Annotated in this window: 17 protein-coding genes; 6 read left to right on the forward strand and 11 right to left on the reverse strand. The window is 68.8% G+C overall.

The features are described from left to right. Position 1 precedes the first annotated feature (1 nt). Together IFT54_RS17950 and IFT54_RS17955 are read left to right on the forward strand one after the other, a co-directional pair. Positions 2-484 (forward strand): TspO/MBR family protein, encoded by a 483-nt coding sequence (locus IFT54_RS17950; RefSeq protein WP_192071613.1) that lies wholly within the window; start codon positions 2-4, stop codon positions 482-484. Between the two features lie 35 nt (positions 485-519). Continuing rightward, a complete protein-coding gene (locus IFT54_RS17955) occupies positions 520-729 on the forward strand; it encodes a hypothetical protein (protein WP_342354863.1) in 210 nt (69 codons plus the stop codon). Positions 730-888: 159 nt separating this feature from the next. On the opposite strand, the gene IFT54_RS20950 is transcribed toward IFT54_RS17955, so the two are convergent. From IFT54_RS20950 to IFT54_RS17975, 4 genes are all read right to left on the reverse strand, one after another. After that, positions 889-3,048: an MFS transporter gene (locus IFT54_RS20950; RefSeq protein WP_192071614.1), complete on the reverse strand. Its 2,160-nt coding sequence runs from the start codon at positions 3,046-3,048 to the stop codon at positions 889-891. Further along, positions 3,026-5,212 (reverse strand): glycoside hydrolase domain-containing protein, encoded by a 2,187-nt coding sequence (locus IFT54_RS17965; protein WP_244649182.1) that lies wholly within the window; start codon positions 5,210-5,212, stop codon positions 3,026-3,028. The genes IFT54_RS20950 and IFT54_RS17965 overlap by 23 nt, the downstream gene beginning before the upstream one ends. Positions 5,213-5,292: 80 nt before the next feature. Beyond that, positions 5,293-6,522, reverse strand: coding sequence for an ElyC/SanA/YdcF family protein (locus IFT54_RS17970; protein ID WP_192071616.1), 1,230 nt, complete (start codon positions 6,520-6,522; stop codon positions 5,293-5,295). Next, positions 6,519-9,080, reverse strand: a complete 2,562-nt coding sequence (locus tag IFT54_RS17975) for a TonB-dependent receptor (RefSeq protein WP_192071617.1) — start codon at positions 9,078-9,080, stop codon at positions 6,519-6,521. The genes IFT54_RS17970 and IFT54_RS17975 overlap by 4 nt, the downstream gene beginning before the upstream one ends. A 122-nt stretch (positions 9,081-9,202) precedes the next feature. On the opposite strand from IFT54_RS17975, the gene IFT54_RS17980 reads away from it, so the two are divergent. Then, positions 9,203-10,315, forward strand: a complete 1,113-nt coding sequence (locus IFT54_RS17980; protein WP_244649184.1) for an ROK family transcriptional regulator — start codon at positions 9,203-9,205, stop codon at positions 10,313-10,315. 15 nt (positions 10,316-10,330) lie between these two features. On the opposite strand, the gene IFT54_RS17985 is transcribed toward IFT54_RS17980, so the two are convergent. The 5 genes from IFT54_RS17985 to IFT54_RS18005 all read right to left on the reverse strand — a co-directional run bounded on the left by IFT54_RS17985 (position 10,331) and on the right by IFT54_RS18005 (position 17,987). Next, the gene (locus tag IFT54_RS17985; RefSeq protein WP_192071619.1) at positions 10,331-11,653 is read right to left on the reverse strand and encodes an MFS transporter; all 1,323 of its coding nucleotides are present in this window, start codon (positions 11,651-11,653) and stop codon (positions 10,331-10,333) included. Beyond that, positions 11,650-12,543, reverse strand: a complete 894-nt coding sequence (locus tag IFT54_RS17990) for an ROK family protein (RefSeq protein WP_192071620.1) — start codon at positions 12,541-12,543, stop codon at positions 11,650-11,652. The genes IFT54_RS17985 and IFT54_RS17990 overlap by 4 nt, the downstream gene beginning before the upstream one ends. Continuing rightward, entirely contained in the window at positions 12,540-14,342 is a 1,803-nt protein-coding gene (locus tag IFT54_RS17995; RefSeq protein WP_192071621.1) for an alpha-amylase family glycosyl hydrolase, read from the reverse strand. The genes IFT54_RS17990 and IFT54_RS17995 overlap by 4 nt, the downstream gene beginning before the upstream one ends. Before the next feature lie 13 nt (positions 14,343-14,355). Beyond that, positions 14,356-16,878 (reverse strand): TonB-dependent receptor domain-containing protein, encoded by a 2,523-nt coding sequence (locus IFT54_RS18000; protein WP_192071622.1) that lies wholly within the window; start codon positions 16,876-16,878, stop codon positions 14,356-14,358. 125 nt (positions 16,879-17,003) lie between these two features. After that, positions 17,004-17,987, reverse strand: a complete 984-nt coding sequence (locus IFT54_RS18005; protein ID WP_192071623.1) for a LacI family DNA-binding transcriptional regulator — start codon at positions 17,985-17,987, stop codon at positions 17,004-17,006. A gap of 282 nt (positions 17,988-18,269) precedes the next feature. Here IFT54_RS18005 and IFT54_RS18010 point away from each other — a divergent pair, with 282 nt between their 5' ends. Both IFT54_RS18010 and IFT54_RS18015 read left to right on the forward strand, forming a co-directional pair. Then, on the forward strand, positions 18,270-19,205 hold the full coding sequence (locus IFT54_RS18010; RefSeq protein ID WP_197975323.1) for a DMT family transporter: 936 nt from the start codon (positions 18,270-18,272) through the stop codon (positions 19,203-19,205). Between the two features lie 34 nt (positions 19,206-19,239). Then, complete coding sequence (locus tag IFT54_RS18015; protein WP_197984741.1) at positions 19,240-20,709, forward strand: sugar porter family MFS transporter; 1,470 nt, start codon at positions 19,240-19,242, stop codon at positions 20,707-20,709. Between the two features lie 8 nt (positions 20,710-20,717). Here the strand turns inward: IFT54_RS18015 and IFT54_RS18020 are convergent, their stop codons facing one another. Further along, positions 20,718-21,671: a LacI family DNA-binding transcriptional regulator gene (locus IFT54_RS18020; RefSeq protein ID WP_197984742.1), complete on the reverse strand. Its 954-nt coding sequence runs from the start codon at positions 21,669-21,671 to the stop codon at positions 20,718-20,720. Positions 21,672-21,781: 110 nt separating this feature from the next. Here IFT54_RS18020 and IFT54_RS18025 point away from each other — a divergent pair, with 110 nt between their 5' ends. Then, on the forward strand, positions 21,782-23,611 hold the full coding sequence (locus IFT54_RS18025; RefSeq protein ID WP_192071625.1) for a DUF885 domain-containing protein: 1,830 nt from the start codon (positions 21,782-21,784) through the stop codon (positions 23,609-23,611). Positions 23,612-23,624: 13 nt separating this feature from the next. Here IFT54_RS18025 and IFT54_RS18030 read toward each other — a convergent pair whose 3' ends face one another. Continuing rightward, a complete protein-coding gene (locus IFT54_RS18030; protein ID WP_342354864.1) occupies positions 23,625-25,286 on the reverse strand; it encodes a L,D-transpeptidase family protein in 1,662 nt (553 codons plus the stop codon). Positions 25,287-25,320: the final 34 nt, after the last annotated feature.

Consider the following 25,320-nt stretch of genomic DNA (forward strand, 5'->3'; position numbering starts at 1 on the left):
GATGGATAGGGTCTGGATCTTCCCGGTCTGCATCGCGGCATTGCTCGCGACTCTGGTGGCGCTGGTGGGCGCGACGATCATCGACACCGGATCCTGGTATGGCAGTCTGCTCAAGCCACATTGGGCACCGCCCGACGCCGCCTATGGGCTGGCCTGGACCGCGATCTACAGCTGTACGGCCCTGGCGGGCGTCACGGGGTGGCGGGCGATTGCGCGGTGGCGCGAGCGCGAATGGCTGCTCGGCCTGTTTGCGGGCAACGGATTTCTCAACATCCTGTGGAGCCTCGTCTTCTTCCGCCTGCAGCGGCCCGACTGGGCGGTCGCGGAGATAATCGTGCTCTGGCTGTCGATCCTGCTGCTGATCGTCGTCTTGGCCCGGCATTCGCGGTCTGCGGCAGCGCTGTTGCTGCCCTATCTGCTGTCGGTGGGGTTCGCGGGTTACCTCAATCTGGCGATCGTCCAGCTCAACGGACCCTTTCCCTGACCTGGCTGTTCGCCAGCGGGCACGCGGTCGACATCGTGCTGGGGGTAATCGCCCTCGAACTTCTCTGGCTGCGACGGCAGGGGTGGAGCATCGCGACCGCGGCACTCCGGCTGGCGCCGGGCATGCTGATGCTGTTCGCGCTGCGCGCCGCGCTGACCGGGCTGGATTGGCCTTGGGTCGCGGTGCCGCTGATCGTGTCGCTCCCGGTCCATCTCGCCGATCTGGCAAGGACGGCGCGAGGCTGAATGTCGATCATGCCAGGGTGCAGGACCGGGCGTGGCGTTTCGCACCCTGCCCTGCGGCGACCGGACCATGGTCACGGGGTCAAGCGAAGCTGCGACCAATCCCGCCCGGTCCCGCAACAGGCAGGAGCGGGACCGGTGGGGCAGGGGCGGCGGTTCTGCTCAGCCGCCGGCTTGCAGATAGGCGATCACGTCGGCGCGTTTCTGCGGATCGGGGATGCCCGGGAACGCCATCTTGGTACCCGGGACGACGCGCTGCGGCTTTTCGAGATACTGGAACAGCTTTTCGGGGGTCCAGGTGATCCCGCTATTCTTGTTGGCGGCGGAATAGGTGTAGCCGGCAACCGTTCCCGCGGCGCGGCCTACCACTTCGTGCAGCGAGGGGCCGATCTTGTTCACGCCGGCCTCGACCGCGTGACAGGTCTGGCAGGTGATGAACGCGGTCTTCCCCTTGGCGGCATCGCCCGTAAAGCCGGCGAATTTGACGCCGCTGAGCGTGTCGACATTGTCGGCGGCGGGCGCGGCGGCGGATGCGGTCGCCGCTGGCGCGGCAGCCTCAGCCGGAGCCGCGGCGTTTGCGGTAGCGGCCTCCGGCGCGGCGGCAGCGGTTTCGCCCGCGGCGGGCTCCTCGGCCGCCTTTTTCGAGCAGGCGGAGAGCGTCGTCGCCGAAAGCGCGACGCAAAGTGCCAGATGTCCAAACCGAATCGTGGATGCTGATTTCATAATCCTGCTCCTCTCGACCAAGCGCCGGGTCCGCATGCCAGGCTGTACACTGTCTATTATTCTCCACAGTATCTGCCGTCCAACACTTTGTTTCAGCAACTGTAAGGAGCGGCCCCCGGAAAGGCGTCGGAGAGCGCTGGGATGCGCCGGAGATGGCGACCGCGAAATGCGCGGCATGGTTCGATATCGCGACGCGCCCGGCGATGGACGACGACGCGGCCGGCCGCTATCCGGCGCGGGATCTGCTCGCGCTCTTGGGCAGGCTGCGCGCTGCAAGGATGATGGAACGTCCCGCACCGGTACGGATCTGCAACACAAGATCGCGACGCCGATGACCGCCCCCGCCACCGGCATCGCCCACGCCATGGCCAGCAGTTGTCCGCCGCCGGTCTCGTCGAGCGGTGCGGTGCCGGTCCAGCCGGCCAGGGCGAGGCCCTGACCGAACAGCGCACCGCCGATCCCGCCACCCAGCTTCAGCGTCAGGAGCAGCAACGCGACCGGCACCGCCTCGAGGCGGACCCCGGTCCGGCGCTCGCCGTGATCGATCGCGTCGGCGAGCAGCGCCCAGATCATCATCTGCACGCCCGCATTCCCGGCGCCGAACAGCGCGATCCCGGCCATCATGCCGCGCGGTCCAGTCGCGAACACCGCCGATCCGATCGCGACGAGGATCAGCGCTGCTGCAAGAGCGCCGTGCTGGCCGGCGCGCCGGCTCGCTCCGACCCAGACCGGCAGCATGACGAGTTGCGACAGCGCGAGCGTCGTGAGCGCGCGCGCGGTCCAGTCGGGGTCGTGGATCACCCCCTTGCCGATATCGGCGAAGGATCGCGCAAAGACCGGCAGCGTCAGCGCCTGCGCGAAACCGAACACCAGCAGCGCACAGAACGGACGATTACCGAGGATCCAGACCCGGAGCGGCGTTTGCGGGATGGCCGGTGTTCGCGGCGGCGCTGGGGCGGCGGCGGGCCCCGATGCGGCGGCCAGCCACAAAGTCGCGACATAGGCGAGGGCGGCACAGGCCGTGGTGGCGATGAGGCGATGACCCCCTGCGAGCGCGGGGTCGACAAAGGCGGGGGCGGAGCCGGCGACCGCCAGCGCGCCGAGGCAGCTGAACATGTACCGCAAGGCCGACAGCGTCGTCGCGGCACCACGCGGTCCGGTCATCCGCATCATCAGCGCATTATGCGCGACATCGCAGGTCGCATAGGCGGTGCGGAAGACCAGTACGAGGCTGATCGCCCAAGGAATTATGAAGGGCGGTTGGGGAGTCGGGAGGAGGAAGAGGATGGTGAAGGGGATGGTGACGACAGGGGCGGCGATGACGAGGAGGCGGCGGTAGATCCCCGCGCGGTCGGTGGCGCGGTCGAGGATGCGGCCGAGCAGCGGGTTGCACAGCCCGTCCCAGACCAGCCCGAGCATCACGATCAGCCCGGCGGCGAGCGGCGATATCCCCCAATATTCGGTCAGCGTGAACATCAGGAAGACGTCCATCGTCGACGCGAGCAGGTTCTTGCCGAAATTGCCGCTCGCATAGCCGAGCATCCGCGCCGTGGCAGGCGGCGCGGCGACGGCCGCGTTATCGGGGGTGGAGCATGCCATCGACCGCGACCCTAGCGCGGCTGTCTTGCAGTTGCGGGACATTTTGCGTGGGCGGCGCCTGCGTGGTGACGACCAGCGTGCCGCCGCGCATCAGATCGGCATGGTCGATCCGCGTCGTGGACAGCGCGCGTCCGTCCAGGGTCACCCGTTGCACCACGCCGTCCGCTGGGCCGTCGCGGCGGATCAGCAGAACGCGCCCCTTGCCGAGATCGAGGCGGACCCGTTCGAACGCGGGGGTCGTCGGGACGTACCAGGGCTCACCCGGTACGAGCGGATAGAGCCCGAGCGATGCGAAGACGTACCAGGCGGTCATGCCGCCCGCGTCATCGTCCATCCCGTCGGCGAATCCCTGCGGCGCCAGCGCGAAGCTGCGACCGACGAACGGCACCGCCAGCTTGCCGCTGTTGGTATAGGGATGCGCGATCGGCCGGCTCAGGATCGTCCGGACGAGATCCGCGGTCGGCCGGGGCTCGCCCAGCGCGGCGAACATCCAGGGGACGTGGATGTCGGGCTCGTTCGTCATGTTGAACAGGCCCTGCCCGAAGAAGGTCTGGAGTTCGCCCAGCAGACGCGCGCGCCCGACCGTCTGGGTGATCCAGCCGAGATCGAAGACCGGCGCCCAGCGATATTGCCACAGCGTGCCCTGGTAGAGACCGCGCGCCTTGACGACGTCGCCGTCCGCGCCGGGCGACTGGAACACGGTTCGCCACATCGGGCGGTAGGACAGCGCCTTGGCGGTGAAGCGCGCGGCGAGATCGGTGCGGCCGAGATCGCGTGCGAGTTCGGCGGTCGCCCAGTCGTCATAGGCAGCCTCGATCTGTTCGTCGGGGGTGCCGCGCTTGAGTGTGGCGCTGTCCGCGACCATGCCGGTAAGCGCCGCGTCCGTGTCGAACGCGATCCCCTTGCGGTGCATATCGAGCAGCGCGATTCCGGCATGTTCGGTGCGCACCGTCAGGAAGGGTTCGTCGCGGGTCGACCATTGCGGCTTGCCGCCGGCATAGAGTGCGACCAGCGAGGCGGCGATGTCGGCGCTGCGCTCGGGCTGGAGCAGCGCCAGCAGCGGCATCTGCGTGCGGTAATTGTCCCAGAGCGACCAGCTCGCATAGCGCGTCGTGCCCCTGGGGGAGACGGCGATGCGGCCGCCCTTGTCGCGGTGACGGCCGTCCGGATCGTCGATCGCGACCGGGGTCTGCATGACTCGGTAGAGAGAGGTGTAGAACAGCGCGCGGCGGTCGCGTGGGCCGGTCGGTACCACCCGTCCGAGCACGCGGTTCCAGTCGGACCGGGTTGCCGCGGCGATGGTCGCGAACGGCCGGTCGCCCAGTTCGGTGTCGCGGGTCAGCGCCGCGCCGCCGCCGTCGACGCTCGACAGGCCGGTGCGGATCTCGATCCGGTCCCCCGCCCGGGCCACGAGGCGGAGCGTCGCCAGATCGCCGGTGCCGACACTCAGCCGGCGATGCACGAGGCGGCCGTTGATCCGGATCCGGCTGGCGGTGTGGAGCCGATAGGCGCCCTGGTCGCAGACGGTGCCCGCGACGAGATCGGCGCGCAGATCGTCGCTGTCGAGGCGTGCCCAGTTGGCCGAGAGCCGTTTGGCATAGCTGCGCCGCGGGTCGATCCGCAGGTCGAGAGTCCCTGCACGCGGTACGGTGAAGCGCAGCACGCCGCCGCCGCGCGTCGCGGTCGTCTCGGCAAGGATGCCGGCGTCGTAGCGGACGCTGTACGTGCCGGCGCGGGCGCGTTCGCTGGTCTTGTCGACTTTTGCGGGAGCAGCGTCGCTGCCGGCATAGCGTAGCGCGATCATCAGGTCGCCGCCTGCACCGCCGCAGCCGACGCCGACGCCGCGCGTGTGCGAGAAGCCGAGCAACGTGGTCGCCGCGTGATCATAGCCGGCGTGGTTGGCGGGGCTGGTGTCGGGGCCGAGCTGGACCATGCCGAACGGCGCGACCGCGGCGGGGGTGAGCTGGCCGAAATCGGCGAGTGTCCCGACGAAGGGGGCGACGAGATCGGCGGGGGTGTCCTGGGCGGAGACGGCTGCGGCGGGGGTTAGGAGCAGGGTGAGGAGGAGCGGATGGGTGAGGATGCGTCTCGACCGTGACGGCCGGAACGCGGTCGGGATGGCGGGGAGGCACGCGCGTTGTCCCCGATCATTGGTGTTCCCCAACTGGGCCCCGGCCTTCGCCGGGGTGGGGGTTGGGGTTGGGGAGTTTGTGTTTGCGGGGTCTGACCGCTGAAGGATATTGGTCATGGGTCGAGCGGATCGCGGGGATCCTGGCGGAGCGACTGGCGCGACGGGCGGAATTCGAGGTCGTAGACGGACAGCCGTCGGCCGATCGTGCCGGGCATGTAGCCGAGCTCAGCGGTGTTGCGCGTGGTGAAGGTCGGGCTTTCGATATAGGCGCTCTGCTGCGCGTCGGTGACGATCAGCGTCGGCCGGTCGAGCGGGATGCCGAGCGCGGCCATCCGCCGCGTGGCGTTGCGCAGATTGGTCGTCGTGTGCCGCGCATAGGGTTCGAGGATGATGCGATCGGCGGGGATCGCGTAGCGCTCGATCAGCGCGCGGCGGATCTCGACGGCTTCGACGAAGCGGGTGCCGCGCGGGTGGACCGCGCTGCCCGAGACGAGGATGAACGGGGCGAGGCCCTGGCGATAGCGTTGCGCGGCGAGCAGCGCGTGGAGCTTGCTGCGCGGGCTGAGCCGTGTGGCGCTGTCCTCCGGCCCGACGCCGGGCACGATCAGCGCGGTATAGCGAAAGGCAGCCCAGTCGGTGCGGGCGGCCGCGGCACGGACGCCGGCATTCTCGCGGTCGTCGAGCGGTTCGAACAGCGTCGCCGCGGTCGCGTCGTTGCCATCGAGCAGCGCGAGCGCCAGCGCGACGCTGCCGTCGAGCGTGTCGGGGGCGGCGCCCGAGGCGGCGCGGGCGAACTCGATCCCGACCGCGATGCCGTCGGCGAAATACGGGACCCCCGGGGTGAAGACGGGGCCGTCGATCACGGGATAGCGTGACGGATGGCCGAGCCCATAGACGCGAAGCACCGCGTTCAGCCCGTCGAGCTCGGCATCGATCGCCGCGACCGGTGCGAGGTCCGCGTTCGCCGCGAGCGGCGGCAGCCCGCGCTTGCCCGCGAGCCGGTCGAGGATCGCGACGAGCGCGGCGCGATCCTCGGCCGTCCAGATCGCCGCCTCGATCGTGCAGACGGCTGTGGTGCCGCATGCCGCGCGCCGTGCGGTGCGGGCGGCCTGCAGCGTGCGCATCGCCGGGTCGCGGTCGAGCGCCTGCGCCCAGCCCTGCGTCGTGCGCAACGCGACGAGCCGGGGAAACAGGCGCTGCGAAAGCGCGTCGATCGGGGCGTCGGGGGATTGCCCGACTGCCCCGATCTGCCCGGTCGTTGCCTGTGTCGGTCCCTGCGCGCCGAGCGGCACCGATGCGCTGCCTGCCAGCGCCAGCGCGAGGATCAACCGCAGGCCGGTCACCAGGACTTGCTGACCACGAGGCGGACGTTGCGACCGAAGATCGGGCGGCCGTAGATCGCGTCCGCGGTGCCCTGGCCGCTGAGCTGGTCGGTGCGCGTATTGCCCTCGGTCAGGCCCTTGGCGTTGAAGATGTTGTCGCCGACGACCTGCATCTGCCACGTGTCGCGCGTCAACGTGATGCCCGCGCCGACCGTGCCATAGGCGGGCAGCGCGGTGTTGTTGAAGAAATCGACATAGCGTTTCCCGACATATTCGTAGCGACCATAGAGCTGGACCGCATTGCCCGCGATGTCGAAATCGACCGAGGGGCGGATATTGCCATAGACCTTGGGCTCGCGGACGAGCTGGTTGCCCTCGACATCGCCTGCGCTGGCGCCGTTCGCGTTGACGAGGCTCTTGTACTTCGGATCGCTGACCGTGACCGCGCCGGTGATCGCAAAGCCGTAGGGCAGTGCGAGATTGCCGTCGATCTCGATCCCCTTGATGTCCGCCTTGCCGACGAACGGCACCGACTGGTCGTTGCGGCCGGTGACCGGGTCGAGCGCGACGAACGAGGCGTTAAGCGGGTCGTAGCGCGTGTAGAAGCCGATGACATAGAGATAGGACCGGCCGAACGCCGCCTTCAGCCCGACCTCATACTGGTTGGCCTTGGGCGTCAGGATCGTCGGGTTGATCTGATAGGTGACCTGGGTCGAGGGCGGGGTTTCGAGATGCGACGCGCGCGCATAGGCGCCGAGATGCCGGGTGACGTCGTAGTTGATGCCCGCGGTCCAGTTGGTGATGTCGGGCGCGAGCGAGGAGCGGATGATCTGGCCGGTAAAGGCGCGCACGGCATTGTCGGCGAGCGTCGTCGGATCGCCGAGATTGGCCGAGGTCGTCGCAAAGGCATAGCCGTCGAAGCTGTAGCGTTCGTGACGGATGCCGCCGTCGATCTTAAGCCCCGGCGTCAGTTCCCAGGTGTCGTTGGCGTAGAAGGCATACATCGACGCGTCGGTGTTGCCGCGGTTGAGCGTGGTCGTATAGCGCAGCACGCCATTGTCGGTCACCGAGCCGAGCGCCTGGCCGGCGGCGTTATAGGCGATCAGGTCGAGCGTGCGCGGCTTGCCGCGGACCTCGAGCAGATAGTCCTGATAGGCGACCTCGTTGGTTTCGCCGTACAGGCTGCCATAGACGCCGACGCGCAGGTCATGCGTGCCGAAGCCGGTCGCGATCGAGCGGGTGACGCTGAGATCGCCCTGGGTCGAGTAGAATTTCGACGTGACGTCGCGGAACTGTGCGGGGACGACCAGGCCGGAGGCTGCATTGGGGTCATAGACCTCGGCGCCGTCGGTGCCGGCGATCGCATAGCCGAGGCGGGTGACGCCCGCGCCGAAGGCGGTGCGTGCGGCGGTCAGATAGCTGCCCGCAAAGGCGGTCGCGTCGGACGGATTGCTGGTCGAATAGAGCGCGTTGAAGTGGAGCTTGCCGATGCTGACCCCGCCCTTGGCGGCGACCTTCCAGCCGTCATAATCGGCGTCATACTGAACGCCGACATTGCCGAACTGCGTATGGCGGCCATTGCCGAGATCGGCGCCGACGTTGCGCGTCGTGCCGTCGGCCTCGCGGTAGCGGATCGTCGCGTTGCGCAAAGCGGGCGAGTTCATCGTGCCGCTGAAGAAGTCGATATACTGGTTGAGCGACTTGGACGGATCGCGCGGGTCGGCGGTCGGGATCGGCAGGTAGAAGACGTTGTGGTCGTTCAGGTAATTGCCCGACACCCGCAGCGACCCGTTCGAGAAGTCATGCTTGATGTTCGCGCGGACCTGGCCGCCGCGGTCGTTGGGGAAGCCGTTGTCGCGATAGCCGTCGTGGCGGCGAAGGAAGCCGCCGATCGCGTAATAGGTCGAGTCGTCGATCGGCCCGGCCTGATAGCCGTCGATCCGGTAGAGGCCGGTGTCGCCGAGCGTGAGCTGCGCCTTGCCGCGCACCGTGTCGGTGCCCGAGACGGTGATGTTGTTGACGATCGCGGCGGCATAGCTCGCATAGACCGGGGCGGGGCCGCCGCGCACGACTTCGACGCGCTGCGTCATCAGGTCGAAGCGGTTGAGGCTGTCGCCGCGGAAGAAGTTGCCGTCATTCTCGTGGAACAGCGGCAGGCCGTCCTGCTGGAAGGTGACGAGGCCGCCGTCGCTGGGCAGACCGCGCAGCCGGATGATGTTCTGGACCTCGCCACCGGTGTTCTCGACTGCGAAGCCGGGCAGCTTGCCGAGCAGATCGGCGAAGTTGAGCGGTGCGAGCTTCTGGATGTCGGCGTTGCTGAGCGAGTTGACCGCGTAGGAGACGTCGAAGCGACGCTGCTCGCGTGCCGAGCCGGTGACGATGATGTCGGTGCCGGCTACGGGGTCGGCTTGGGTGGGTTCAGCCTGGGCGGGATCGGGCTGCGCGGGATCGCTCGCCGGGTCGGCAGCGGTCGCGGTGGTGGCGGGGGCCGACGGCGCCGTCTGTGCCCAGGCCGGCGTCTGTGCCGCAATCCCCAGCGCGATCAGCGCACATCCCGAACGCAAGCCGTGTTTTGTCATGATTGTTTCTCCCACCCGATTGATATGTCAGCCGTTGGTCGGGGAATATGACAAAATTAATTAATTTCACGAAATAAACTAATCAGCTATCCGGTGCGGCGAAGGGACGTGGGCGGATGGCGATGGCGCGGTTGAGGCTGGATGACGACGAGCGGCGCGTGATGCAGATCCTGCGGTCCTGGGGGGCACGGTCGCGCAAGGATCTCGCCGCCGATCTGGGAATGAGCGCGACCAAGATCACGCGGCTGTCGGCGACGCTGCTCGCGCACGGGCTGATCGAGGAATGCCCGGGGGCGGCCCCGGTCGCGCCTGGCCGCCCGGCGGTCCCGCTGCAGATTTCGCCCGAGGCGGGATACGGGGTCGGGGCGATGCTCCACCGCGGGCTGCTCGAGGTGGCGCTGGTCGATTATGCGGGCGGCGTGATCGCGCACCGGTCCGCGCCGTTCGAGGATCCCGATCCGCGCGTGTTCGCGCAGCGGGTGACGACTGCGATGCACGAGATGGCGATCGCGAACCGGCTGCTCGGCCGGCGACTACTCGGCGTCGGGATCGGCGTGCCGGGTGCGGCGCTGTCGATCGAGGGGACGCGGCGCTGGACGGTCGACAGTCTGGCGGCGTGGCGCGGGATCGACCTGAAGGCGCTGTTCGAGGAGGATATCGGCCACCCGGTGTGGATCGAGAACGACGCGAACGCGGCGGCGCTCGCGGAATATTATGTCGGCGGACTGATGCGGCGCTGTTCGACCGCGGTCGTCATCCTGCTCGGCCACGGGATCGGCGCGGGGATCATCGTCGAGGGGCGCATCCTGCGCGGGGCGATGGCGAGCGCGGGGGAGATCGGCTGCCTCTACCCGACCAGCGCGCCGCGCCCCTCGACGCTCGACCTGTTGTCGACATTGCGCGAGGCGGGCTGCGCGATCGACTCGCTGGTGGATTTCGACCGGGTGATCCAGGGCTATGAGCCGGTCGTCGACGCGTGGGTGCGCCGGGCCGCGGGGCAGATCGGGCCGATCATCAACTGGGGGATCGCCTGGATCGATCCGGGGGAATTCGTGATCTCGAGCCCGTTGCCGACGCCGATCCTCGACGCGCTGGTCCGCCACATCGATTTCGGCGCGATGCACATCGGCGACCATTGCAGCGTCCCGCCGCGCATCTCGGTATCGACGCTGCAGGGCGCGGCCGCAACGATCGGCGCAGCGCTGATGCCGATCCACGCGACCGCGGTCGGCTGACGCCCGGGCCCGCCGTTACGACGGAGCTCGCGTCGCCGTCGCCGTCGCGGGCATCCGGACCCGCATCGTCGCGGCCGCGCCGAGCACCATCAGCGCACCCGACACATACAGGATGTTGCGCGGGTCGCCGCCGAGCAGCGACTGGTAGAAGAGCGGGACGGTCAGGCTCTCGATGATCATCGGGATGACGATGAACATGTTGAAGATGCCCATATAGACGCCGTTGCGTTCGGGCGGGATCATGTCGATCAGCATGACGTACGGGTTGCCCATCATGCTCGCCCAGCCGATGCCGATGCCGAGCATCGCGACGAACAGCCCCGCCTCGTCGCGGATGCCGGGGATCGCCAGCATCGCGACGCCCGATGCGAGCAGGCAGCCGGCATGCGCCGTCTTCGCACCGAAGCGGCGGGCGACGGGCACCAGCGCGATCGCCGCGAAGAATGCGACCGCATTGTAGAAGGCGCCGAGCTGGCCGACCGTCAGCACGGTGTCGCGGAACGCGACGCTCTTCGCATCGGCCGTGCCGTGCAGCGAGCGCGCGACCGCGAAGGTGATGAACTGCCAATAGGCGAACATCGCATACCATTGGCACAGCATGGCGAGCGCGAGCTGGCGCATCGGCCGGGGCATCTCGACCAGCGCGGTCTTCAGGTCGCGCAGCGTGCCGCCGAGCGTCAGCGGTTCCTTCGCCAGCCGCGCCTTTTCCTCCTCGGGCAAGGGTAGCTCGGGTACGCGCAGGACCGACCAGAGGATCGTCGCAAGCGACAGCACCGCGCCGATCAGGAAGGCGATCCGCGTGATGTCGGGAATACCGTTCCCGTCGACCGCATCCTTGTTGAAGCCGATCCAGACGAGCAGCGACGGCGCGAGATAGGACAGCGTCTGCGCAAGGCCGGTGAACGCCGACTGGGTCAGGAACCCCGCGGCGCGCTGATCATCGGGCAGCCGGTCGCCGACATAGGCGCGGTAGGGCTCCATCGTCACGTTGTTGGCGGCGTCGAGCACCCACAACAGGCTGGCCGCGACCCACAAAGTCGGGCTGTACGGCATGGCGAGCAGGCACAGGCTGCACAGCACCGCGCCGACGAGGAAATAGGGGGTCCGCCGCCCGATCCGGGTCGAGGTCCGGTCGCTCATCGCGCCGATCAGCGGCTGGATCAGCAGCCCGGTCACCGGCCCCGCGAGCCAGAGCAGCGGCAGGCTCGCCTCGTCCGCGCCGAGATAGCCGTAGATTGGCGCCATGTTGGCCTGTTGAAGGCCGAACGAGAATTGCAGCCCGAGAAAGCCGAGATTCATCTCGATGAGGCGGATCAGCGACAGACGGGGTTTGGTCATCGACGCGCCCTTTGTGCGAGTGCCAGCGCGCCGAGCAGTCCGGCGCGGTCGCCAAGTCCCGGCGCGACGATGAGGGTGGCATAATCGTGGGTGCCGAAATAGCCGTTCGCCATACGCGCGGCATGGTCGCGAACCCGGTCGAGCAGCCCGGGGGTTCCCAGTACGCCGCCGCCGAGGACGATCCGCCGCGGCGACAGCAGTGCCTGCTGCGCGACGACCAGCTGGGCGAGATAATAGGCGACGATGTCATGCGCGGGATGATCGGGGCCGAGCTCCGACAGTGACGCGCCCCAGCGCGCGGCGATCGCGGGTCCGCTCGCCAGTCCTTCGAGGCAGTCGCCGTGGAAGGGGCAGGTGCCGGCGAAGTCGCGGTCGTCGGGATGCCGGCGGGGGAGAATATGGCCCATTTCCGGGTGGCGGCTGCCATGCACCGGGCGTTCCTCGACCAGCGCACCGCCGCCGATGCCGGTGCCGACGGTGACGTACACCGCGATGTCCGCGCCGGTGGCGGCGCCCCACAGGCTCTCGGCGAGGATCGCGCCGTTGACGTCGGTGTCGAACCCGACCGGGCAGTCGAGCGCGCGCGAGAACGGGCCGACCAGATCGGTTCCGCTCCAGCCGGGCTTGGGTGTGTCGACGATCCGGCCCCAGCCGGGTGACGAGCGATCGAGATCGACGGGGCCGAACGAGGCGATGCCGAGCGCGTCGACCGCGCCCCATTCGGCTTGCGCCGCAGTGAAGAATTCGAGCGCGGCGCCAAGCGTCTCGTCGGGCGTGGTGGTGGGGATGCGTGCGGTCCGGAGGACGGTGTCGGGATCACGCGCGACGCCGAGCACGAACTTGGTGCCCCCCGCCTCGATGCAGCCGAACAGCGGCGGGGCGGCGGTCATGCCGAGGGTCCTGCCCAAAGCACGCTCCAGGGACCGATCATGGCGTCGTCTCCGATGGGGGTATCCGCCACCCGGTCGTGCCAGCCGGCGAGATCGCCGACCTGGACCGCATGGGGCGAGAAATTGAGGAAGACGCGGTCGCTGCCACAGGCGATGCCGAGCAGCGCGGGCGTCGACGTGGCGATCGTCGCAGGCGCGCCGGCCCCGCCGCTGGCGATGCGCGCGGCGCGCAACGCCCTGATGTCGCCGGAGATCCGCCGGGCGGCGGCGCCGTCGAGCGCATCCCAGTCCATCACCGGGCGGTGCAGCCAGCGCCCCTCATGCGCGCGATCGGGATCGTCGCGATAGCTGTGGTCGTTGAGCAGGCCGGCCTCGTCGCCCATATAGAGCGTGGCAAGTCCGCCGCTGGCGATCGACAGCGCGTTGAGCAGCGCGATGCGGCGGAACGCATGCTCGCGCTCCTCATCGGTCCGCGCGGCCTCGAGCCCGGCGAGCGACGCCATCGTCCCGTTCGAGCCGTGCAGCACCGAACCGTCGGACTGGAACGGTTCGCCCCGCGCCCAGCTGCCCTCCGCGCCGTCGAGAAACTTCGCCGCTATGGTCAGCCGCGCGACGGGGTCCGGATCGATCCCGGCAAGGTCGCCGATCACCGCGCCCCAGCCGATATCGTCATGGCAGCGCGCATAGCTGAGCCAGTTCGCGCCGCGCGGCAGGCCACCGCTCGCCGCGACGATCGCGTGGGGCAGCGCGGCCGACTGCTCGGCGAGCCCGACCCAGCCGGCGACCATCAGCGAGTTGTTGTAGACGAGATGGCATTCGGGCTCGAACCCGCCATCCCAGTCCGACCCCTCGTCCGCGCCGAAATAGGGCGGGACGAGCGCAGTCGGGACGATCGCCTCGGCCTTGAGCAGGGTCGCGGGGGCGACGATGTCGAGCGCGGCGCGCAGTGCGCGGACGATGTAATGCGCCTGCGGCCGGTTGCGGCAATCGGTGCCGAGCTGCTTCCAGAGGAAGGCGATCGAGTCGAGCCGGAACGCCTCGAACCCGTGATTGGCGAGCCGCAGCATCGTGTCGACGATCGCGAGCATGACCTCAGGGTTGGCCCAGTTCAGATCCCACTGGAACGGGTAGAAGGTCGTCCAGACCTGTCCGCCCATCGCCGGGACAGGCGTGAAATTACCCGGTGCGGTGGTCGGGAAGACCTGCAGCAGGTCAGCCTCATAGGCCTGCGCCTCGTCGTCGCTAAGGACGTGGTAGAAGGCGCGATAATGCGGATCGCCGTCGCGCGCCGCCTGCGCCCAGGCATGATCGTCGGCGGTATGGTTGAGCGCGAGATCGACACACAGGCTGATCCGCCCCTCGCGCAGCCGTGCGGCCAGCCGCTCGACATCGGCCATGGTCCCCAGCCGTGGTTCGACCGACAGATAGTCGGCGACCGCGAAGCCGCCATCGCTGTCACCCTCGCGCGCCTTCAACAGCGCGAGCAGGTGGAGATAGCGGACACCGAGCGATTCGAGATGGTCGACATGCCCGATCAGACCCTCGACCGTTCCGGCGAACCGGTCGACATAGGTCGAATAGCCGAGCATGTCGGGCGCGACGAACCAGTCTGGGTCGGCAAGCCGCGCCTCGTCGAGGGCAGCCATCGCGGCGGGGCGTCCGGCGGCCCGCTCGCGCAGGATCGCCTCGAGCCGCGGCCAGATCGCCAGCCCGGTACTGCCATACAGGCGTTCGAGCTGGCGGCGCAGGCGGGGACCGAGCGCCGCGAGGCGACGCCCGGTGGGGGAGGATACGCGCACCTGGGTCAGCCGATCAGAAGCTGAAGCGGACGGCGGCGGAGATCGTGCGACCGGTGATCGACCGGGCGCGGACGATGCCGTTGGTCGGGATCGCACCCTCCTCGGCCTCGGTGATGCCCTTCACGTCGAACAGGTTGTTGCCGTTCACCGACACGGTCACATTGTCCGCCGGGCGGATCGAGACGAACGCGTTGACCTGCGTATAGCCCGGCATCTTGAGGACATTGTTGTCCTGCGCATAGCTGTCGGTGGTGCCGATCACGTTCGCGCCGATCGTCACGCGGTCGAAATCGACTTGTGGCGTCGCCTGATAGATAAACTTGGCCTGGCGACGCGGGCGGTTGCCCTCGACCCCGGGGTTGAGCACGTCGCGGGTGATCTCGGCATCGGTATAGGTGCCGCCGGCCGAGAGCGAGAACGGTCCGCGTGCGATCCGGCCCTCGATCTCGACGCCCTTGGCGTCATATTCGCGGTTGAAGAAGCGCTGCGTCGTCGCCTCGAAATTCTGTTCCTCGGTGCGTGCCCAGAAGCCGGTGGCGTAGAGCGAGACGCCGCCCTGGCGGAACTTGAACCCGCCCTCGAGCTGGCGGACGAAATCGACCGCTGCGCCCTGGTCGGTCAGCCCGCCCGTCGTGGTGTTGATCGAGGGGCCGAACAACAGGCGATCGGCATTGGCACGCCCGCCGCGGCTGTAGCGACCGAACACCGCGGTGCTGTCGGTCAGGCGGAAGTTCACGCCACCCGAATAGGACAGGTAGTCATAGTTGTAGTCGAGCGGCGAGCGGGCGTTGGGGATCACCGCGACCTGACGCTCCGCGGCCGAGATCATGCCGTCGCCGTTGATGTCGAACGTCGTGATGCCGCTGCCGAACGCGGCGCCGAGATCGGAGCCGGCGACGCTGCCGCGCGCGCGACCGAAATCATAGCGCAGCGACCCGTCGATGTTGAACCGGCCGAGCTCGAGCCCGAGCTGCGCGAACGGTGCGTAGGTCGTATAGTCGAGGTCATAGGAGCGGCGGCAGCAATTGCCGAAGAAGCTCGCCGAATAGCCGGGCACGCCGTTCTGCGTCACGGGCACGCCCGCCGCGGTGCGGACGTCGACCAGCTCGGACCGGCCATTGTCCGCGACGGTCTGGACGGACGAGGTCCACAGCCAGTCGCTCTTGATGTCCTGGCGCGAGGCATAGAAGCCGCCGGTGACCGCGAGTGACCCGCCGGCGAACGGCAGCGAACCGTTCAGGCGGATGTCGTTGGTGATGTTGTTGAGGCTCTTCAGATCGACGTCGAACAGGACGACGTTCGCCAGCAGGCCGTTGCCGTTGAGCGAGGCGGGGTCGGCAATGCGCTGACCCGCCTGCGCGCCGCTGGCGTAGAACAGCTGTGCGCCCGCGCCGCCGATGCCGTTGGCGATCGACTGCGCCGAATCGACGCTGGCGGGGAAGGGCGAGGTGAAGCCGCCCGAGATGTCGGCATAGCGGAACCGCTCGACGATGTTCCAGTCGTCCGAGAGCGGGATCTGCGTCTCGAAACCCGCCGAATAGACGACCGGGTGCTGGCCGTCACGGATCGACCGCGTGGTCAGCCGGTTGTTGCCGTCGAGCGTCTGCGCGGTACGGATGTTGGCGCTGTGCAGCGTGCCGTTGTTGATCGAGAAATTGGCGATGCTGCTGTAATCGGGGTCGCTGTTGCTGCCCGTGACGCGGACCGGGTTGGGGAGATAGCCGATCGCGCGGTCGTCGAGATACTTGCCGTAGAGCCGGACATAGCCGCCATTGTCGAACGACTTGGTGATGTTCGCCTTGAGCTGGCCGCCCTTGACGCCGTCGAAGCCGACTTCGCGCTGGCCGTCGCCGATCCGGTAGAAGCCGCCGACATGATAGGTGACGCTGTCCGAGAGCTTGCCGCCCTGGTCGAAATCGACGCGGAATTCGCGGTAGTCGAGGCCGCTCGACAGCTGGAACGCGCCGCTTTCCTGCTCGCCGGTCTTCGAGATGAAGTTGATCACGCCGCCCGGCGAGTTGGACGCGAAGGTCGAGGCGGAGCCGCCGCGGACCGACTCGACGGTGCGGACGTTGAAATCGGCGCGCAGGAAGATGTCGGCATTGCCGAAGGTGATGTCGCCGAACTCCAGGATCGGCAGCCCGTCTTCCTGAAGCTGGAGAAACTTCGAGCCGCCCGACGCGACCGGCAAGCCGCGGACCGAGATGTTCGCGTTGCCGTCACCGCCCGAGGCCTCGACACGGATGCCGGGCAGGTTGCGCAACAGCTCGCCCGAGGTGCGCGGCGCGAGCTGGATCAGCGCGTCAGAGCCGATTGAGCTGGTCGTGATCGAGGTGTTGAGGCGGTTGGTGCCGCGCGCGACCGCGGTGACGACGATGTCGTCCTGGCCGTCGATCGGCGCTGGCGTCGCGGCGGTGTCGTCTGACACGCCTGCGGTCTGAACGGGGGTGTCCTGGATGGGCGTGGTCTGCGCTGCGGCCACCGTCGCGAAGGACGTGGCGGCGATTCCGGCGAGCAAAATGTAACGTGCTTTCAAGATATCCTCCCTGCGCGGTGGCTTTCTATGAAGCCCAGAATCGCCTCATACGCTTTTCGCAATCGATTGCAAGACTTGTCATGCAATCGATTGTGAAGCGTTGAATTCAGCGCAGGCGGAGAGGTTCAGGCGGACTGGCGCTCGATCAGGACGGGGGAGACGATCGCGGATCCGGTCGCGTTGCCCGCGATCCGCTGCATCAGGCGATCGACCATCAGCGCGGCGCCCTCGGCGAGATCCTGGCGGATGGTCGTGAGCGCGGGGGAGGTGTGCGCGGCGAGCGTGACGTCGTCATAGCCGATCACGGCGGTGGTGGTGGGGACGTCGATCCCGGCTTCGGCAAGCGCGCGCAGCACGCTCATCGCGGCGACGTCGGAGGCGGCAAAGATGCCATCGGGCGGCGGCGCGGCGGCGAGTCGCTGCGCCATCGCCGCGTGCACGGCCTCCGGGGTCATCGGCGTTTCGAGCACCTCGCAGGCGAGCCCCGCCTCCGCGGCGGCGGCGGCGAACCCGGCGTGGCGATCGGCGAATTCGGGCGGGGCGGGGTCGCCGACGAACATCAGACGGGACCGGCCCTGGTCGATCATGCGGCGGCCCGCGAGACGTCCGCCCGCGACATTGTCCGAGCCGATCGTCAGATGGTTCTGGTCCGCCCGGTACGCGCCCCACACGACCAGCGGCGCATAGCGGTGCGACACGCGTTCGATCACCGCCCCCTGGTCAGACTGGCCGACGAGGAGCAGGCCGTCGATGCGGCCGCTGTCGACCAGCCGGTCGAGCCAGTCGTCGCCGTCGGGGATGACCCGCGACAACAGGATGTCATAGCCGCGCTCGACCAGCAGATCGGCGAGCAGCCCGAGCAGGGTCAGGAAGAACGGATCGGTGAGATGCTGCGTGCGGGCATGGCCGAGCGGCAGGACGAGTCCGATCGCGCCGGTGCTCTTCAGCCGCAGGTTGCGCGCGAGCTGGTTGGGACGGACGTCATGTTCCTGCGCCAGCGCTTGGATGCGTGCGCGTGTCTGCGCATTGACGGACGAATGCCCGGCCAGGGCCCGTGACACGGTTGCGGTCGAAACGCCGGCGAGCACGGCCAGATCGGCGAGCTTCATTGCGATAGGATATCCTCATCGTCACGGGTGATCGCCCGGTCGTACCGTCAGCCGCGCCAAGCCGCAATTGCGCGCGATCGAAGCGGGGTGCTTACGACGGGGGGGCTAAAACAGAAAACGTTTTCTGTTGCGTCCTTCACCTGCTGTCGGTAGGAGCGGGATACGCAAAGAGACAGAGCTGTTTGCCGCCCCGCTATCCGGTGACGTCGGGCGGTGGCGGCGTTTGTTCGTGCCCGCGGCTCCGGGGAGTCGTCACCGTCCACGCCAGCCCGAGAGACGCAATTGAGCATCGATCTTACCATTCAGAGCCATGGCGCGCGTCTGGCGGCCATCGGCGGCGTGCCGCTGGCCTTCCTGGCTTATGCTGCCTTCGCGTTCAGCGACGCGTCGGTACGGCTGCTCGAAGGCGCGTTCAGCCCGTTCCAGGTGACGTTCACCGGTGCACTGCTCGGGCTGGTCGCCTTGCCCTTCGTGCGCACGCCCGGCGATCGTCTGCTTGACGTGTTCAGCGCGACGCGCCGCTCGCTATGGCTGGCGCGCGCGATCGGATCGTCGATCAGCGGCCTGTCGAGCGTCGTCGCCTTCACGCGCCTGCCGATGCCCGAGGCGTTCGCGCTGATCTTCCTGATGCCGATGCTGGTGACGTTGCTGTCGATGCTGTTCCTGAAGGAGCAGGTCGGTGCCTGGCGCTGGGCGGCGGTGGCGATCGGCTTCGTGGGTGTGCTGATGGTGCTGCGTCCCGGGCTGCGCGCGTTCGACCTTGGCCATGGCGCGGCGATGCTGTGCGCATTGTCGAGCGCTATCGTCATCGTGCTGTTTCGCGCCGGTGGTGCGGGCGAGAAGCGCGTGTCGATGCTCGGCGCGGGGCTGATCGGCCCGCTGGTGATCAACGGCGCGGCACTGCTGTGGCTGCAGGCGTTCCGCTGGCCGGACGGGGCCGAGATGGTCCTGCTTGCTGGCTATGGCCTGCTCGCAATCCTCGGCCAGGCGCTGCTGATGCTGGCGGCGCAACGCGTCGCGGTCAGCCGGATCGCGCCGCCGCAATATAGCCAGATGATCTGGGCGGTCGCGCTCAGCTACACCGTGTTTCACCAGAGCGTCGACCTGCCGACCTTTGCCGGCATCGCCGTCATCATCGGCGCCGGTCTGCTGACCTGGGCGCGCGAGCAGATCCGCCTGCCGTCCTGGCGTCGCCGCTTCGCGCTGCGCCCGCGCTGAACAGCCTTTCAACAACCCCGGAGTCCTCTACGTTTTGACAGATCACAGCATCGCCCCATCCCTGACGCGGCGCAGCCTGACGGCGCGCAACGAGCCGAGAATTCCCGAACCCTATGCCAATGGCGACCGGGTGCTGCGCACCGCAGCGTTCGTCGCTGCGGTGTGCGGCGCGCTCTATGGCTATGACACGGGGATCATATCGGGGGCGCTGCTGTCGATCACCGACGAGTTCGGGCTGGATCACCGCATGCAGGAGATCGTCACCGCGGCGATCCTGGCGGGCGCGGTGATCGGTGCGCTGGCGACGAGCTGGCTGTCCGAACGGATCGGCCGCAAGCTGTCGGTGATGGGGGTGAGCGCGCTGTTCACACTGGGCGCGATCGCCTGTGCGTTGGCGCCGAGCGTCGGCGCGCTGATCACCGCGCGGGTGTTCCTGGGCATGGCAGTCGGCGGATCGACGCAGGTCGTGCCGATGTACATCTCCGAACTCGCGCCGCAGCATCGTCGCGGCAATCTGGTGACGATGTTCAACGTCGCGATCGGCGTCGGCATCCTGCTCGCCAGCGTCGTCGGGTTCGGCCTGCACGACGTCTGGAGCTGGCGGACGATGGTCGCGGTTGCGGCGATTCCCGCTGCGATCGTCTTCGTCGCGATGGCGTTCATGCCGCGCAGCCCGCGCTGGGCCGCGGAGAATATCGGCATCCACGCCGCGATCGACGTGCTGCGCCGCGTGCGGACCACACGCCGCGAGATCCGCCGCGAAGTCACCCAGATCCGCGATGCGACGACCGACGCGGATCCGGCCGATAGCGGCTGGCGCGGCATTCGCCAGAGTTGGGCGCGACCGGCGCTGATCGCGGCGCTGGGCGTCGCGTTCTTCACCCAATGCGGCGGGCTGGAGATGATGATCTACTACGCGCCGACCTTCCTGTCGGGGGTGGGGTTCGGCAAGGAGTCGGCGCTGCTCGCCAGCCTCGGCGTCGCGATCGTCTATGCGGTGATGACATTGCTTGGCTGTCTGTTCGTCGACCGGATCGGGCGGCGGCGGCTGATGCTGGTGATGATTCCGGGATCGGTCGTGAGCCTGATCGGGCTGGGCATCATGTTCGCCAGCGGTGCGCATGGCGGCTGGCAGGGCTGGCTGACGATCGGCTTCCTGCTGGCGTTCATGCTCTTCAATTCGGGTGGCATCCAGGTGTGCGGCTGGCTGCTGGGCGCGGAGATGTTCCCGCTGGCGATGCGCGGCCCCGCGACCGCGCTGCACGCGGCGATGCTGTGGGGCAGCAACCTGATCGTCACGGGGACCGCGCTGTCGCTGGTCCATGCGATCGGGCTGGGCTCGACGATGTGGGTCTATGCCGGGGTCAATCTGGCGTCGTTCGTGTTCGTGCTGTTCTTCGTGCCCGAGACGGCCGGCGCGAGCCTCGAGGATATCGAGACCGCGCTGCGCAGCGGCCGGTTCCGTCCGACGCGCGGGCACACCGCGATCGCCGCCGCCGCCTGACCTGAACCTCAGGCGGGGCTGACGATCGTCCCGTTGAAGACGAGCCGGACGGCGTCGCTCTCCGCCCCGGTCATGCGTTCGACGAGCAGCGCCAGCGCGGCATGCGCCATCTCGTCGACCGGCTGCTCGACGATGATCGGTGCGGCGTCGAGCAGGCGCAACCAGGCGGCGTCGTCGAACCCTGCGAGCCGGACGGGCGATGCCTGCGGTTCGGTTCGGCCGCGCAACACGACCGCCGCCTCGAGCATCAGGAACGTGTCGCCGACCAGCACCGCGTCGCAGGCGGTGTCGGCGAGCGCGGTCCGCACGCAGGCCGCCCGCGCCGCGGGTTCGTGCGGGACGTCGATGATCTGGGCTGGGAGCGCGTGGCGGTCGAGCGCCGCCGCATAGCCATGACGGCGGTCCACCGCGGTGCTGCCGCGTTCGCCGAACAGGCCGGTGATCCGCCGACAGCCGGATGCGTGCAGCGCGTCGACCAGCGCGCCCGCCGCGCCGGCATTGTCGAGCTTGACGCTGTCGACCTGCGGCGTCCCCTCCACCCGATCGACCAGCACGAGCGGTGTCGCGGTCTCCGGCACGCCGCCGGCCCGGGTCGGGGCGAGGATGATGCCCGACACGCGCTCGTCCTCGAGCAATTGCAGGTAATAGCGTTCGCGCGCGGGATCCTCGCCGCTGTTGCACAGGATGACGCGCAGCCCCTCGCGCCAGGCATAGCCCTCGACCGCCTGGACGAAGGCGACGAAGAAGGGGTTGCCGATATCGGGCACGATCAGCCCGATCACGCTCGCGCGCGTCGAACGCAGCCGCCGCGCCGCCAGATTGGGGCGATAGTCGAGCGCGGCCAGCGCATCGTCGACCCGGCTGCGATAGGCAGGCCGGACGGGCTTGCCCGACAGGACGCGCGACACCGTCGCGATCGAGACGCCTGCGCGTGCAGCGATGTCCTTCAGTCCGATCGTCACGTAACTCAGCCCTTTTCCCCGCCGACCTCTAGGCGGCGGCGGGTGTTTGTCCACCGTGATGGCACGGTGGTGCGTTTGACCGCGGCGAATGGCGAGTCCATGTTTCGCAAATGAACCGACCCCTGTTCCGCCGCCGCGACGCGCTTGCCGGCATCGCGGCCACGCTCGCCGCCGCACCCGTCTCCGCACAGACTGCCGGCCGCTCGTCGACATCCGCCGACGCGGCGGCTCTTCTCGACCGGCTCGCGTGGCAGCTGCTGACGCTCGATCCCGGCAAGGCGACCGGGCTCGGCCTCGACACCGGCGCGCATGCGGCGTTGCGGGGGCAGCTCGACGACCGGTCGCCGGCGGGCATCGCCGCGCGGCGACGCGTCCTGACCGACGGGCTGGCGGCGCTCGGCCGGCTGCCGCGCGACGGGATCGATCAGGCGACGCTGACCAGCATTGCGGTGACGCAGAGCGCGTTCCAGACCGCGCTGGACGGGATGGCGCTGCCTTACGGCGTCGCGACGATCGGCGACTGGCGCAACACGCCCTATGCCGTCATCCAGAATGTCGGCGCGTGGCTCGACGTGCCGCAGCTGCTCGACGGCGATCAGCCGCTGCGCACGGCGGCGGATGCCGAGGCCTATCTCGCGCGGGTCACGGCGATGGCGAAACAGCTCGATGACGAGACGGGCAGGGTGCGCACCGCGCGCGAGCAGGGGCTGGTCCCGCCCAGTTTCCTGCTCGACAAGACGCTGGCCGGGATGCGACGTACGCTGGCCGAGGCGGCGGCGGTCGACGGTCCGCTGATCGGGCCCCTTGCACGCAAAACGCAGGCAATCCCCGGCGACTGGACCCGGCGTGCGACGCAGATCGTCCGCGATGCGGTCATCCCCGCGCTCGAGCGGCAGATCGCGGAACTCATCGCGCAGCGCGCGGTCGCAACCGACGTCGCCGGACTGGGATCGCGCCCGCATGGCGCGGCCTGGTATGGCTGGGGGCTGCGCGCGGGGACGACGACGCGACGGAGCCCGGCGGAGATCCACGCGCTGGGGCGTGCGCAGCTCGTCGAGCTTCAGGCGCAGATGGACAGGATCCTCAAGGGCTTCGGGCTGACCAAGGGGACGGTGGCGGAGCGCGCGGCTGAATTGCAGCGTCGGCCCGACATCGCCTTCCCCAACAACGATGCCGGTCGCCAGCAGATCGTCGCCTATATGCAGGGGCGGATCGACGCGATCCGCCCGCGCCTGCCAAAGGCCTTCCGCACGCTGGTAACCGCCAGGCTCGAGATCCGGCGGATGCCGCTCGCGCAGGAGGCGGGGGCGCCCGCCGCCTATGGCGGGCCGGGCGCGCTCGACGGATCGATCCCGGGCAAGATCTGGGTCAATCTGGGCGATCCCACGATCCACAACCGCGTCACGATCCCCGACCTGGTATTCCACGAGGGCATTCCCGGGCATGTCTGGCAGGGGGAATATGCGCAGCAGCTGCCGCTGATCCGATCGGTGCTTGCGTTCAACGCCTATACCGAGGGCTGGGCGCTCTACGCCGAACAGCTTGCCGACGAGCTTGGCCTGTATGACGGCGATGCGGCGGGGCGGCTCGGCTATTTCATGGGGCTGTCATGGCGCGCGGTACGGCTGGTGGTCGATACCGGGATCCATGCGATGGGCTGGACGCGCGAACAGGCGTTGCGCGAATTCGTCGCCGCGACCGGACTGCCGATGAGCAACGCGGTGAGCGAGGTCGAGCGCTATTGCGCCTGGCCGGGTCAGGCCTGTGGCTACAAGATCGGACAGACCGAGATCGTCGCCCAGCGGACCCGCGCCAAGGCCGAATTGGGTACGCGGTTCGACGTGCGCGACTTCAATCAGGCGGTGCTCGCCGGCGGCAATGTCCCGCTCGACGTGCTGACCGGCAACGTCACGCGGTACATTGCCGCGAGCAGGGGCTAGTCGCGCCCCACGCTCACGGGCCGATATCGATGTCGCGGGCTTCCGCACGCCGCGCCGCCGATCGCTCGAACCCGAGCTGTTCGGCGACCGGATCGTTCCAGCCATAGGGATCGGTACGGAACGCGACCTTGCCGGCGTCGCCGACATAGACATTCTCGTACAGCAGCCGCACCGGGATGCGGCGCGGCAGCGGGACGAACTGCATCTCGCCCGACGCCTGCGCGGTCTGCCATGCCTCGGTAACGCCCTGGTCATCGGCGAGCATCTGCGCGAAGCCGATCGCATCCTCGACGCGGACGCAGCCATGGCTCAGATGCCGCTGGCTGCGGTCGAACAGCCCGGGGGCGGACGTGTCGTGCAGATAGATCGCCTGGTCGTTCGCCATGTCGAACTTGACGAGGCCGAGCGCATTGCTCGGGCCGGGCTGCTGGACGATCCAGCCGTCGCGCAGGACCATGTTGTGCTCCTGCAGATAGGCATCGTCGACATTGGCCATCTCGCCGTTCTGGATCGACTTGGGCACGGTCCAGGTCGGGTTGGCGACGAGGCGGTAGATGGGCGAGGACAAGGCCGGTGTCTCGCGACCGGGTTCGCCGACGATCACCTTGCGCTGATCGACGAGCACGCCGTCGCGGTAATAGCGCAGCTGCGAGGCAGCGGTGTTGACGTCGATCCGCGTCGCCGGGGGCGTCCGTTCGAGCCAGCGCCGTCGCTCAAGCGCCACCGCGAGCGCGCGCGCGCGGTCACCGGGTCCGAGATTGAGGACCTTGAGCGTTTCGGGCCCGACGATCCCGTCCGCGGCGATGCCGTAATCGGTCTGCAGCCCCTTCATCGCGTCGGCGATCGCCTGCGTATAGACCGGGGCGCTGGACGGGGTGGCCGGCTGGAGGCCGGCGATGGTCGAGGCGGATTGCGCCAGCGTCGGCGCGGTGACGGGGCCGGGGCCGGGGCCGGGCGTCAGGAGATAACCGCTCTCGACCAGCTGTTCGACGATCGTTGCGACGCGCGGATCGCGGGTGCCGACGCGGATCAGCGCGGCCGCGCCCGTCTGGGCGGGCGGCTCGAGCGGTGCCGGGCCGGATGGCGCGTTGAGCGCCTTCTCGCTGAAGACGCGATAGGCGTCGGACAGCAGGCGATAGTCGGCATCCTGCGGGGCGAGGCTTTCGAGCCAGTCGTCGACCTTGTGCCGCGCGATTGCGGCGACCAGCCCGGTGGCGAGATCGACGCTGGGTCGCGGCAGGGTATAGACCTGATGCAGCGTCGCCGGATCGACGCGGCCCCTTGCCAGCGCACCGGCATAGGCGAGCGCGACGCGTGTGCGGGCGACGTCGATATCCGCCGGGGCCGCGTCGGCGGGCAGGTCGGGCAGGAAGGCGACGTGATCGAGCCCGTGACGGCTGCGGTCGCCGAGTGCAGTGTTGAGCGCCGCGACGTCTGCATCCGACCAGACCGCACGCCACTTCGCCTTGGTGTAGACCGCGCGGACGGTCGCGTCCGTCACCGCCTGCCGGCTGATGACGACGCCGCCGACCGCAGCGGGCACGGCGCTCTGCTTGGCAGGGGGCGCGGCGCGTCTCGGCGCAGTCTGGGCAGGGTGGGCACCGGCGGCGCCGTTCGTCAGGAGGAGTGCAAGCGGCATCGCGCCGGACGCGAGCCGGGCTCGCAGGGTCGTCACTATCATCCCTGTTGAACGTACCAGTCGCCGCATC

This window comes from Sphingomonas sp. CFBP 13714 (assembly GCF_014842205.1).
GTDB lineage: Bacteria > Pseudomonadota > Alphaproteobacteria > Sphingomonadales > Sphingomonadaceae > Sphingomonas > Sphingomonas aerolata.